This window comes from Flavobacterium sp. ARAG 55.4 (assembly GCF_051846875.1).
GTDB lineage: Bacteria > Bacteroidota > Bacteroidia > Flavobacteriales > Flavobacteriaceae > Flavobacterium > Flavobacterium plantiphilum.
On sequence record NZ_JBPYCT010000005.1, the window covers coordinates 173,034 to 186,476 of the forward strand.

Annotated in this window: 8 protein-coding genes; all 8 read left to right on the forward strand. The window is 32.0% G+C overall.

Translation table 11 applies throughout. The features are described 5' to 3' along the window. Window positions 1-72: 72 nt before the first annotated feature. The 8 genes from ACSV4D_RS08130 (at window position 73) to ACSV4D_RS08165 (ending at window position 13,419) form a co-directional block, all read left to right on the forward strand. Complete coding sequence (locus ACSV4D_RS08130; protein ID WP_439227813.1) at window positions 73-1,071, forward strand: Kelch repeat-containing protein; 999 nt, start codon at window positions 73-75, stop codon at window positions 1,069-1,071. 58 nt (window positions 1,072-1,129) lie between these two features. Then, window positions 1,130-2,737 carry a glycoside hydrolase family 43 protein gene (locus tag ACSV4D_RS08135; RefSeq protein ID WP_439227814.1) on the forward strand — a complete coding sequence of 536 codons (1,608 nt, stop codon included), beginning with the start codon at window positions 1,130-1,132 and terminating at the stop codon, window positions 2,735-2,737. Between the two features lie 9 nt (window positions 2,738-2,746). Beyond that, a complete protein-coding gene (locus ACSV4D_RS08140; RefSeq protein ID WP_439227815.1) occupies window positions 2,747-3,913 on the forward strand; it encodes a 1,4-beta-xylanase in 1,167 nt (388 codons plus the stop codon). Between the two features lie 18 nt (window positions 3,914-3,931). Continuing rightward, the gene (locus ACSV4D_RS08145) at window positions 3,932-5,314 is read left to right on the forward strand and encodes a sulfatase-like hydrolase/transferase (protein ID WP_439227816.1); all 1,383 of its coding nucleotides are present in this window, start codon (window positions 3,932-3,934) and stop codon (window positions 5,312-5,314) included. Window positions 5,315-5,318: 4 nt separating this feature from the next. After that, window positions 5,319-6,332, forward strand: coding sequence for a nucleoside hydrolase-like domain-containing protein (locus ACSV4D_RS08150; protein ID WP_439227817.1), 1,014 nt, complete (start codon window positions 5,319-5,321; stop codon window positions 6,330-6,332). A 180-nt stretch (window positions 6,333-6,512) separates the two neighbouring features. Then, window positions 6,513-7,556: a hypothetical protein gene (locus ACSV4D_RS08155; protein WP_439227818.1), complete on the forward strand. Its 1,044-nt coding sequence runs from the start codon at window positions 6,513-6,515 to the stop codon at window positions 7,554-7,556. Window positions 7,557-8,448: 892 nt separating this feature from the next. Next, a complete protein-coding gene (locus tag ACSV4D_RS08160) occupies window positions 8,449-11,640 on the forward strand; it encodes a SusC/RagA family TonB-linked outer membrane protein (RefSeq protein WP_439227819.1) in 3,192 nt (1,063 codons plus the stop codon). 18 nt (window positions 11,641-11,658) lie between these two features. Continuing rightward, on the forward strand, window positions 11,659-13,419 hold the full coding sequence (locus tag ACSV4D_RS08165) for a RagB/SusD family nutrient uptake outer membrane protein (protein WP_439227820.1): 1,761 nt from the start codon (window positions 11,659-11,661) through the stop codon (window positions 13,417-13,419). Window positions 13,420-13,443: the final 24 nt, after the last annotated feature.

Below are 13,443 nucleotides of genomic sequence, written 5' to 3' on the forward strand. Positions count from 1 at the left end.
TTTAAGTATTTTAAATTGAGATTTTATTCTTAAAAATATAAGAAAAAAACAAATCATTTTAATTGAAATCAAATGAATAGAAAAAAAGTTTATTTGTTTACTCTCATTCATCTTTTGATGTACTTTACAACTGAGGCACAATCAACCGATTTAAAAGAGTATAATTGGACAACAATCGATACAAAAGGCAACGTCACTGCTCGTCATGAAAGTTCGATGGTAGAATACAATGGGAAGTTTTATTTGATAGGGGGTAGAGGTTTAAATCCAGTGAATGTATTTGATCCTAAAACAAATACTTGGGAAGAAAAAGCCAAACCACCTTTTGAAATGCATCATTTTCAAGCGGTTGTTTACAAGGATGCTATTTATGTTATAGCCATGACTGGGAAATATCCAAAAGAAGTGCCTTTAGAAAATATTTGGTTGTATTATCCAGAAAGAGATACATGGAAAAAAGGACCAGAAATACCTGAAAATAGAAGAAGAGGTGGTGCAGGAGCTGTTGTCTATAATGACAAAATTTATATTGTGTGTGGTATCGATTTTGGTCATACCAGCGGAACCAATAATAATTTTGACAGTTACGATTTAAATACAGGGAAATGGGAGGTTTTGACCAAAGCACCTCATATTCGGGATCATTTTTCTGCAATTATAGTAGATGATAATTTGTATTGTATTGGGGGAAGAAATACCAGTTTCCATTATCCAGAAAATTTTGGTGCATTCTTTGAGCAAACGTTGCCTTATGTAGATGTTTATAATTTTAAAGAAAACAAATGGCACACCATGAAAGAACAATTACCTTATCCAACGGCAGCAGGAGGATTGGTTTATTTTCAAAATAAGATTATTTATTTTGGAGGAGAAGGAAAACTGAAAGAAGCATACAACACGACACAATGTTTTGATTTGACTACTCAAAAATGGTCTCCATTAGCTCCTTTAAATATTGGAAGACATAGCGGAGGGGGAGTAGTTTTCGATAGCAAAATATACACTGCTGCTGGTAGTCCCGTAAAAGGGGGAGGAAATTTAGACTCCGTTGAGGTATTTTCTTTGAATTGAAAGTATTATTTATATAAAAAGTGTAACAATTTAAGACAAAGTCACAAAACAATTAAAAATGAGAAATATTTATACATTTATATTTAGCTTGATTATGACCATTGCTTTAGGGCAGAATGTTCCTGAAACTTACGAAAATCCAATTATTAGCGGATTTTATCCAGACCCTTCAATTTGCAGAGTGGGAGATGATTATTATATGGTTAATTCCAGTTTTGAGTGGTTTCCGGGGATGCCCATACATCATAGTAAAGATTTGGTTAATTGGGAGTTAATAGGCTATGGTTTACAACGTCCTAATCAAGTCGAATTACCTAAAGGACTTAAGGATTCACGTGGTATTTATGCAGTTACCATAAGACATCACGATGGATTGTTTTATTTGATTACTACCTGTGTAAATTGTGAAGGAAACTTTTATGTTACGGCAAAGAATCCTGCTGGTCCTTGGTCCGATCCAGTATGGTTAGGGTCCAACGGTATTGATCCATCATTATTTTGGGATGAGGACGGAAAATGTTATTACACAGGACATGGTAATATTTCGGGCTTGAATGATTGGCCAGAGAAGAATGGTGCTTGGATTCAAGAATTAGATACTAAACAAGGAAAGTTAATCGGACCTAAAAAACAATTAACACATGGTCATGCCAAAAATGCACGTTGGACCGAAGGGCCACACTTATACAAAGTTAATGGTAAATATTTATTATTAGTGGCTGAAGGGGGTACAGGATTTCAGCATTCGGTAACAATGCATCATAGTGATAATGTTTGGGGGCCTTACATACCTTATCACTCTAATCCAGTGATGTCTCATAGACAATTGGGACAAAATTTTCCGATACATTCTGTTGGGCATGCTGATTTAATTCAGACACAAAACAACGAATGGTGGTCAGTTATGCTGGGAAAAAGGAAAAAGGAAGGCTTCTCATTATTGGCTAGAGAAACTTTTTTGACTCCAGTAAAATTTGAAAATGAAGAAGGGTATCCTATCCCAGTATTCAATCCAGGAGTTGGGCATTTATTAACGGAACAAAAAAGACCTAACTTACCTTGGACAACATTCAAAAAAGTGGCTGCTAGAGATGAGTTTGACACTAAAGATTTAGCTTTAGAATGGAACTTTTTGAGAACACCCTATACAAAATGGTATGCCTTAGAAAAAGGAAATTTAAATCTGCAATTAAGACCTGAGGTATTAGATAGTTTAGTAAATCCATCTTATATAGCTAGAAGAATTCAACATCATAAATTTGAAGCTTCTACCCATCTTTTATTTGATACTAAAAAAGCTAATGAGCAGGCAGGAATTGTTGTTTATCGCAATAGTACCAACCATATTCAGTTAGTAAAGAAGAAAAATGATTTGGTCTTGTTTGCAACAAAAAAAGGGAAAAGACAAGAAATGGCTAGAGTTCCTTTTAAAGGAAAAGAAGTATTTCTAAAAATTGAAGGAGATAATATTCGTTCCACTTTTAGTTACGGAACATCTGAAAGCAACTATAAATCAATTGGAGATGTTCAGGATTTAAGTATTGTTTCAGATGAAGTTGCGGGTGGGTTTAGTGGTCTTTATGTGGGGTTGTATGCCACAAGCAATGGGATGAATTCCAAAAATATTGCTCGTTATGGTTGGTTTGAATATAAAGAAGTTAAATAAATTAGAACAATGAAAAAGATAATAATTTTATGTTGCATGTTAACTTCCGTTTTGGTTTTATCACAAAGTGGAATTAATGATTCTATCCCAGTTTCAGGAAGATGGAGTAAAGAAAAGATTAATAAGTGGTATAGTAATCAGCCTTGGCTAGTAGGGTGTAATTATTTACCTGCAAATTCAATCAATCAAATTGAAATGTGGCAAGCCTCTAGTTGGGATCCAAAGAGAATTGATTTGGAGTTGTCTTGGGCTGAAGAAATTGGGCTGAATACCTTAAGAGTCTTTTTACATGATTTAGTTTGGGCAGATGATGAGGAAGGATTATACAACAGAATGGATGAATTTTTAAAAATTTGCAAAAAGCATAAAATTAAACCTTGGTTTGTTTTTTTTGATGATTGTCATCATCCAAATCCTAGATTAGGCATACAGCCTTTACCTGTAAAAGCATATCATAATTCAGGATGGAATAATAGTCCCGCTAGAGAATTAGCCGAAAGATATGCAATAGGCAAAGCAACTAAGGAGGAAGTAGGCAGGTTAAAAGGGTATGTACAAAACACAATGAAGCGATTTAAAAATGATAAGCGTATTTTATTATGGGAATTATATAACGAACCTGGTAGAGATAATAGATTAACAGGATCTTTTGGAGATAAATCTAAACAACTTGTATATGATACATGGGTTTGGGCTAGGGAAATAAATCCATCACAACCTATCACTGCAACTACAGAAGGAAGTGTAGGTAAAATAAATATTAAAATTAACAGAATAAATTCAGATTTACATTCTGTGCATAGCTATAGCAATTGGGAGAAAGTAAAAAAAAATACAATAGAACCATATAAAATAGATGGTAGGCCAATTTTACTAACAGAGTGGTTAGCAAGAAACAATGGGAGTACAGTTGATGAAATACTTCCAAAGTTAAAAGAAGAAAAAATAGGTGCTATAAATTGGGGTTTTGTTGCAGGTAAATCTGGTACTATTTGGGCTTGGAATAGTTTAAAAGGTAGAGATGTTGAAAAAGAACGTGCAGAAGGTAATGTTGTTACCCCAGGCGAAGAATTCCCTGAGCCAAAAGTTTGGTTTCATGATTTGTTAAGATTTGATGGTACACCTTATGACAAGAATGAGATAGAAATATTTAAGAAATTGACTAAAAGTAATTAATTCTAGTGATTAATAAAAATGAGAAATTTTAAAATAGGATGGGGTATTATTTTGGTATTTATACAAATAAGTTGCAATAATACAAGGTCAATTTTAGCAAAAAAGGAGCAGCGACCAAATATAATAATTGTTTATGTTGATGATATGGGTATTGGAGATGCTTCATATACAAATGGGAATGTACAAAAAACACCTAATATAGATCGGTTAGCAAGAGAGGGGAAAATATTTACTAATTATTATACTAATGCCCCTGTTTGTTCCCCTTCTCGAGTAGGATTAACAACTGGAATGTATCCGATTCGCTGGAATATTAATACTTTTTTGAGTCATAAAAAATTTAATCAAGAATGTGAGCAATCCAATTTTTTAGATGTTCGAGCTCCATCAATGGCAGGTGTTTTAAAAAAGGCAGGATATAAAACAGCACATTTTGGGAAATGGCACATGGGAGGTGGACGAGATGTAACAGACGCTCCACCAATTACTCAATATGGTTTTGATGAATATGTGTCAACGTATGAAAGTCCAAATCCTGATCCATTATTAACTTCCACAAATTGGATATGGGCACCTTCAGATAAAGTAAAACGTTGGGATAGAACAGCTTATTTTGTTAATAAGACATTGCAATTTTTAAAAGAAAATAAAGGCAAACCTTGTTTTGTGAATTTATGGCCTGATGATGTACATACACCATGGGTTCCAAACTCAGAATCAGAACAAGCTAATAAGAAGGAATATAATTATTTAAAAAATCTTCAACCCGTTATTGAAGCTTTTGATGATCAAATAGGAAGATTAGTAGATGGAATAAAAAAAATGGGCATAAGTGAGGAAACCTTAATTGTATTTACAAGTGATAACGGACCTGCTCCAAGTTTTGATAAGTTAAGAACTAATGGGCTTCGAGGGGTTAAAAATAGTTTATATGAAGGAGGTATTAAAATGCCATTTATCGCTTATTGGCCAGGAAGAATTAAATCAGGTCAGGTAGATTCTACAACTGTTATTTCGGCTATGGATATGTTGCCAACGGTAAGCAAAATTGCTGGAGCCACTATTCAATCTGCTTATTCTTTAAATGGAGAAGATGTGAGTGCCGCTTTTATTTCAAACCGAGTTTATAAAAGAAAAAAGGATTTATTTTGGGAATATGGTAGAAATGAACACTATAATTATCCTGATAAATCAGATAGAAGTTTGCAATTAGCAACCAGACATGAAAACTATAAATTTTTTACCAATAGTAAAGGAACAGAAGTAGAATTATATGATTTAAAAACAGATCCTAATGAAACTACAAATATAAGTGAAAGGCATAAACAATTATGTGAATGGTTAAAAACGCAAACCCTCAATTGGTTCAAAAACAATGATAAACAATATTTAAATCAATAAATAAATGAGTAAGAAAATTTATTTTTTAACAACATTATTATCAACTTTTATAGTTCTAGCCCAAAAACCAAAAGTTTGGATTTATTCTGACATGTCTGATAAAACAATTAAAGGAAAAGACCACGGAACAGCCAATGATCCAGATGATATTTCTGGAATGGCAGGTTACTTATTGATGGCCAATATGTTTGATACGAAAGGAATTGTAATTGCTAGCACACACAGGAGTGAGCATAAAACATCTGGAAATCAAGCAGAATGGGCAAATACTTTTTTTGGAGAGGCTTATAAAAAAGATGTGGTCCATTTGAATAAAAATATTGGAGGTTATCCTGAATCAATAAATTTTATTCAATCTTGTATTAAAGAAACTGCGGAAAAATACAATTCAGCTAAAACCTATAACTCTTTAAAAGAATACAAAACCGTTGAAATGTTATTTAAAGAATTAGATAAAAGTAATGATATTATCAACGTCTTGTGTTGGGGCTCACTAACAGAGCCAGCCATTTTAGTGAATTATTGTATTACTAAAAAAAGAGAGGATATTCTAAATAAAATAAGATTTATTGCACATTGGACTAACTCCTCTTTACATCAAGGTACAATAGAAAAACCTTGGAAAGTTGCCAATTGTAATGAAGATAGAAGTGCTTGTGAATATATAAAAACTATGGCATTAAATGGGCGTGTTAAATATTATGAATGTGGAGCAATTGGGCAACATGGTATTGTTACTGGAAGTCCAAAAGGCATAGATTATTTTGACCAATTCAAAAAAAGTAACCTAGGGAAAATATTTGCTGAGGGAAAATTCGTTTTTAATTCAGTTGATCATTCAGATGCTGCAACATATTGGGTTTTATTAGGGGATTGGGGTGTAAACTTAAATGATATAACTAGTAATGGAACCAACTTAATGGAGGTGGAGCAAAAGAATGAAGATCAATTCAAATTGTTTTCAAAAAGTATTCATAATGAGTTGCTTAGACGATCGGATGCTGCTGTTTCTAAATAATCTGACGAAGTCAATCATCAAAACTAAAGTATAAAGTATTTGTTCAAAAAAGCTAAATAAATGAACAAAAAATGGCATTTTTTTTATTTTACAAAGCTAGTTTTAAAAAATATTAATTAACCTAAAATTAGAAAAATGAAAAAAACTAAATTTTTAGCATTCGCACTTGTAGCAATTTTTTTGAGTTGTAATGATGATGCTGTAGATGAAACTGGCAACACTCAATCGACTGAAAAATCTCAAACGAAAGAGGTTTTAACAAATTCACTTACAAGTAAATTATTGATTACAACACCTAATGTGCCTGACGCGACATATACGGTTTCTAATAACATTGTAACTTTTACAAGTTCTGGAAAGATAGGTGTTGCTGAAAATGGTCAATGGTTGCCAAATTTTATAGTTCCTGCTAATAGCTCTTGGACTGAAATAAGAATAAATGCTAATGTAACTTTGTATGGAAACATCGTGATTAAAAAAACGAACTTCATTGTAACAGGAGCTAGTTCATTGACTTCTGTTATTGATGGGTCTAAAACACCATATACTAAAGGGAATAGAAGTCTGTGTTCTATTAGACACGATGGTAATGGAACTATTAGTATTTCAAAATTACAAAGTAGAAACCCTGCTAACTTTCATTTAACAGGTTTTAGTAAGGCTACAATAGACGATGTAAGAATAATAGAAAATAGAGGAACTCATTCAACAGATGGTTTTCACTTTGCCAAAGGAGCTACTGTAGATCATAGTTATATAGATACTTTTGATGATGTATTGTATGTAGGTGAAGTGACAAAAATATCTAATACAACTATTTATCACAATAAAAATGGTGGTATTTTTATGGTTAGTTGGGGGCAAAAAGTGTCTGAAATAGGAACAGGTATGACAGAAGCTGTAAATTGTAAATTCATTGATAATTACAATGGAACTGATTATGCGCACGGTATAGTTGGTTGGTCTCAAAAGAAAAATGCAGGGGCAGAACTTGCTAAAGTTAAGTTTACAAACTGTACTTGGATAGCAAACCCAAATAAAACAGTTCAAAGATCTCCTTTCTATACTTTTGGACGAACATCTGGCGCAACTTCAGAGTCTGTAATTGATGGTGGTACTATTGAGCAAATAGATGGTAATTGTAGTTGGGCTAACAATATACGTTATGGTATTGGTGTCAATCCTGCAAATTCTAAAGTAACAAAATCAGGTACTTGCAACTAAAGACTTATCTCAGATAAAAATAGTTTCCTTCTGAAGTCGGGTATTTATAACAAGACATTGCAAACAAAAGGAATATACTTTTCTAAAGTAATGGTATTCTATTCTAAAATAGGGTTAAAAAATTCATTTATCAAATTAGTTAAATCGGAACAGAATTGATTTTGTTCCGATTTGTTTTTTCCTATAGTCTTAGTTTAATTTTATTTAGAGCATTGTAATAAAATACTAATACAAAAGAGTTTATTCCTTGGTTAAGAATTCCTCAAGTAATTTAATTTTAAAGTAGCTATTGAAATCGATAGTTTTCTTAATACAAATTATTATAACTACAAGCAATATTGGTATGATAAGATATTTTTGAAAAAACGATCAAGACCTTTTGAAGTCTGACTTAAGTAATTTGGTTAATAAAAATAATTAAATGGATTTCAGATTTGAAAAAGATATTAGTTTAATCGATTTGAATGCTAATAGCTATCTGTTTCTGAAGAAATATGACTAAGCACAGTGTATGAATGTCTTAGGATATTTGTATAAGGTTATATTTTCCTTAAATAAAACAATTTCGCTAAAAAAAGGAATAATAAAGAAATTGGTTTTGGTGGTAAAAATGGAAATTTGAATAATTAATAAACTAAAAAAATAAGCTAATGAAAAATTAATCATTTTGTTTTTCTTATCAGTGTTTACTTGTTTTATTACCTCTATTGACTCTTTAATTATGCGAGTTCAATTTAAAATTATAAAGTTAGAAAACACTTTGATTTTTCGAACAGATGTTATTATTAAACTAAAACCAATTTATGAACCAAACCAAATTAAAAAATTATGAGTAAAAAAAACCAAACTTATTAACCTAATTTCGTATAACCAGATTTTAAATTTTATTAAAATGAGTAAACAAATAGAATATTTTAATTTTCTTAAATATAAGAAGACATTACCAACAATTTTGTTGTTTTTTATGTTTTCTATTTTTCACGGTCAAACTTTAAAAGTTAGTGGTAAAGTAATTGACGATGATGGTATGCCTTTACCAGGTGTTTCTGTTGTAATTGAAGGAACAAACATTGGTGCTAATACCGATTTCGATGGGAATTATACAATTCCAGCTTCTATGAATCAAGTGTTAGTGTTTAGTTATATAGGTTTTACGAGTCAAAAAATAACCATCAAAGGTAAAACTATAAATGTAAAACTTAAATCTGATGTGGCAACATTGAATGAAGTTATAGTAGTGGGGTATGGAGTTCAAAAGAAAGAAAGTGTTGTTGGAGCAATAGGACAGCTAGATGGTGGAGAATTAACTAAAAGAGGTAATTTAACAAATTTAACTGATGCATTAAGTGGTTCTATTCCTGGAGTCACAGTTTTAAGTGCTACTGGAATACCTGGAGGTGGAGGAGATCAATATAAAGATTCACAAATATTAATAAGGGGTCAGTCCACTTGGAATAATGCTTCGCCTCTTATTTTAGTTGATGGTATGGAAAGAACGATGAATGATATTGATCCCAATGATGTTAAAACAGTTACTGTCTTGAAGGATGCATCAGCAACTTCTATTTTTGGTGTAAAAGGAGGAAACGGTGTGATTTTAATTACCACAAAAAGGGGAGCTAAAGGTGATGCTCAATTCAAGGTTGATGCTAATTTATCTTTCAAGTCTGTTTCTCGAATTCCTCGTGTTCTAGAAGCTTATACTAGTACAGTTGCAAAAAACAGGGCTATTGTAAATGGTTTGTCTGTCATGCCAGCAACTTGGGGAGATTATACCTCTGATCAGGAATTAGAGTTTTATAGAAATGGTCAGTATTCAAATGCTTATCCTAACAGAGATTGGGCAAATACTATGTTGGAAGATTATGCATTAGCTAAAAAAATTAATGCTAGTGTATCTGGAGGGAATGATTTTGTGAAATATTTTGGATCATTAGGATATGTGACAGATGGTGATATATTAAAGACTCAGAATGTAGGACAAGGATATGATCCTGATTTTAAATACGATCGTTTTAATTTTAGAACAAATCTAGATTTTACACTTACAAAAACAACAAAACTTGAGGTTGGATTAAATGGATATTATGGGAAACAATCTAAATCAGGTGCACCAATCTTTAATTTTTGGTACGGAGTTTATTCTAAGCCATGGACGACTCCCGTCTTGCAATATGAGGACGGTGTTTATGGTCAGGGCATTGATTATGAGCGTTTTGGTAAAAATGAATTTGTGGAATTGAATTTTAATGGAGTAGATATTCAAGATAGGGGAGAGATTAATACAAATTATAAATTAACTCAAGACTTAGATGTAATTACTAAAGGGTTAAAAATAAATGCAGAGTTAGGTTTTGATAATTACTATAGTGCTTTAGGTAACGACATTGTTGATGATGGTGTTTTGATGAAATATGTTAATCCAGACTATTATACATTAAATGATCCTAATGCTAATATTGAAGATTATACGTCTTATTTTTTTCCAGGATCCTATACAACCTCTACACATGGTTTTGAATTTCAAGATTTACCATTAATTTATGAAACATCTCGAATAGATAATGCATCTGCTAAAACAGTGAGAAGTAGATTATTATACCGTTTTACATTGAACTATAACCGTAGTTTTGGAGCGCACACCGTTTCTGGTCTTGCCTTATTCAGTAGAGATCAATCAAAAAATTATAATATAAATGGATGGCCATCAAAACGTGAAGATTGGGCTGGTAGGTTAACTTATGCTTATGATAGACGCTATAATATTGAAATAAATGGAGCTTATAATGGAAGTGAAAAATTTGGGCCAGGTTATAAATTTGATTTCTTTCCTTCTGTTGGTTTAGGGTGGACAGTATCTAATGAAAAGTTTTTTGAGAAGATTAAGAAATATGTCAATAATCTAAAATTTAGATATTCTGATGGTATTGTAGGTAATGATAACGCTAATAATATTGGACAATGGCCATATTTTACATCTTATGTTTCTGGAGGAGTAAATGGTGTTAATGGAAACGCTTTACAAAATTCTACTTTTGGAAATGGACCTGTTTATAACGGACCACAAATTTATAGTGAAGGAGTTATTGGTAATCCATCATTGCGTTGGGAAACAGCACGTAAACAAAACTTTGGAATTGAAGCAGGAATGTTCAATAACGATTTAACTATGACTTTGGATATATTTAAAGAACATCGTGATGATATTTTAGTAACTGCAGATCAAAGAAATGTACCTGATTTTTACGGTGCTCCTGCTCCTACAGCTAATATTGGTATTACTGAAAATAAAGGGTATGAATTTGTAGCTAATTATAAAAATAATATTAATAATTTAAACTATTGGGCTTCATTTAATTTTACCTATGTTAAAGATATCATTATTAAAAAAGAAGACTCACAGTTATTACCCGATTATCAAAAGCAAGCAGGTTTTCAAATTGGTCAAACAAAAACTAGTGTTTCTACTGGTATTATCAATAGTTGGGATGAATTATATACGGGGGTTGTGGGAGTAAATAATACAACTTTGTTACCAGGAGATTATCGTTTACTCGATTACAATGCTGATGGTATTGTAGATAATAAGGATGTAGTGCCTTATGGGTATCCAAATAGACCACAAAAGACTTATGGATTCGCTATTGGAGGAGACTATAAAGGGTTTTCATTAAGTTTGAATTTTTATGGTCAATATGATATTACTCAAGGTGTTGGTTTAGATGAATTTTCATTTAATGCACCTGCTATTTATCAAGATCAGATAGATGATACTTGGACTCCTGAATACGGAAATAGTAACCCAACTTTTAGATCATTAAATTATGGTGGTAGGGCTGCTAGTACGGCAAATTATTATAAAAGAGATGGAGCAATGTTTCGTTTAAAAACAGCTGAATTAGGATATAATTTACCAAAAGGAATTATTAAAAAAGTGGGATTGTCAGCATTGCGTGTTTTTGCAAACGGTAATAACCTCTATTTATGGTCTAAATTACCAGTTGATATTGAAGGTCAAGATTTCAACTATAGAAATTATCCAGTTACTAAGCAAGTTAACTTAGGTGTTTCAGCTACATTTTAATTAAAAAAAATTAAAGAAATGAAAAGAAATTTTAAATTATTTTTATCGGTAATTATAATCTCCTTGATTGCATCAAGTTGTGAGGATTATTTAGATGTACCGCCAGAAGCAGCTATAACGGAAGATAAAGTTTTTAGTACTTATTTATCTTTTCAAGGTTTTGAAGACCAAATGTATGAGTATATAGTAGATCCTAATCTTTCTAATATTACAGTAGGCCATAATTTAACTGGAGAGACAATTGCCAAACAAGGGTGGAATACTTCACAAGGAGCCTCAACAGGTAATTATTTGAATTTAACCCAAGGCCGTTCTAATTTTAGATTTTTCGATGATGGGTCGGGAATTGAAAAAGGGATTTGGGCCTATTCTTGGAAAGGAATTAGACGAGCAAATATTTCCTTAGAAAAATTAAGTTTATTGACTAATGCAACTCAACAGGAAAAAGATGTAATTGAAGGTCAAGCATATTTTTTTAGAGCTTATTTCCATTTTGAAATTTTGAGAGCTTACGGATCTATACCTTATGTAAATACTGTATTAGAAGCTGATGGTCAATTACAATTACCTCGTTTTTATGAGCATAATGGTAAGTTTGATTACCAAGCTTGTACTGAATTTCTAGTAGAAGATTTACAAAAAGCAGCACAATTATTACCGCCAAGTTGGAATAATACGAATACGGGAAGAGTAACTAAAGGAGCAGCATATGCACTTATGGCAAAAGCTTTACTTTATGCAGGTAGTCCATTAATGAATGAAAATTCAAGAAATTCGGCTACTTATGATACTGCTTATATGAATAGAGCTGCAGAAGCAGCAGCCGAAGTATTAAAATTAGCTGATAATGGGGTTTATGGATTAGTTCCATTTGTTAATTATTTAGACATGTTTGCTAAAACAGACGGAAACTTGCCATTCAATCAAGAAACTATTTTTCAAAAAACAAGAAGAGATGTCGGTTCTGGAGAAATCAATACTTTCATAGGAAGATTGTACTTACCAAACAATGGTCTTTTTGGTGGAAATGCTATATGTGAAGCCGTAACACAAAATTTTGTTGATATTTTTGAAATGGCTGATGGAACCAAGTACAAACCTGGAACTCTGGCAGAGGGTGGTTATGATTATGACAATACAAAACGCTGGAATAATCGAGATCCTCGTTTCCGAAAAAGTATTTATGTAGATGGAGATATGGCAGGGATTCATTCAACTACAAAATTAGCGATGTACGATGGAGGTTCTACAATGGCTGATGGAAATACATTGAGTCCTTATATTGTGCATAAATTTTGGCCAGTAGGTGCTAATAAGAAAGATACACAATGGAATACCTTACGAATAGTTACTCCACTAATCAGGCTAGCTGATGTATATCTTATTTATGCAGAAGCTGTTTACAATACAGCTAATAATGAGAATGCAACATCTTCAAATTATACTATGACGGCCTTACAGGCTGTTAATAAAGTAAGAGCAAGAGCTGGAGCAGCTTTAGTTTCTAATTTAAGTGTTTATAATAATAATTTTAACGCTTTGATTAAGTATGAAAGAGACGTTGAACTTTGTTTTGAAGGTCATAGATGGTATGATTTAAGAAGATGGAAAATCAAACCAGATGCTACTTTATATAGAATGAGTTTTAATCAAAATTATACACTCTTCAATAGAGTAGTAATTCAACCATTTGTTTTTACAGACAGAAATTATTGGTTACCATTTCCAATTAATTTAACGTATGCGTATGAAGGATTCCCACAAAATCCAGGCTGGTAATTACACAAATATATTAATCGAATA

Coding starts and splice junctions, on each gene's coding strand:
- ACSV4D_RS08130 (WP_439227813.1), top strand. CDS start 73: ATGAATAGAAAAAAAGTTTATTTGTTTACTCTCATTCATCTTTTGATG.
- ACSV4D_RS08135 (WP_439227814.1), top strand. CDS start 1,130: ATGAGAAATATTTATACATTTATATTTAGCTTGATTATGACCATTGCT.
- ACSV4D_RS08140 (WP_439227815.1), top strand. CDS start 2,747: ATGAAAAAGATAATAATTTTATGTTGCATGTTAACTTCCGTTTTGGTT.
- ACSV4D_RS08145 (WP_439227816.1), top strand. CDS start 3,932: ATGAGAAATTTTAAAATAGGATGGGGTATTATTTTGGTATTTATACAA.
- ACSV4D_RS08150 (WP_439227817.1), top strand. CDS start 5,319: ATGAGTAAGAAAATTTATTTTTTAACAACATTATTATCAACTTTTATA.
- ACSV4D_RS08160 (WP_439227819.1), top strand. CDS start 8,449: ATGAGTAAACAAATAGAATATTTTAATTTTCTTAAATATAAGAAGACA.
- ACSV4D_RS08165 (WP_439227820.1), top strand. CDS start 11,659: ATGAAAAGAAATTTTAAATTATTTTTATCGGTAATTATAATCTCCTTG.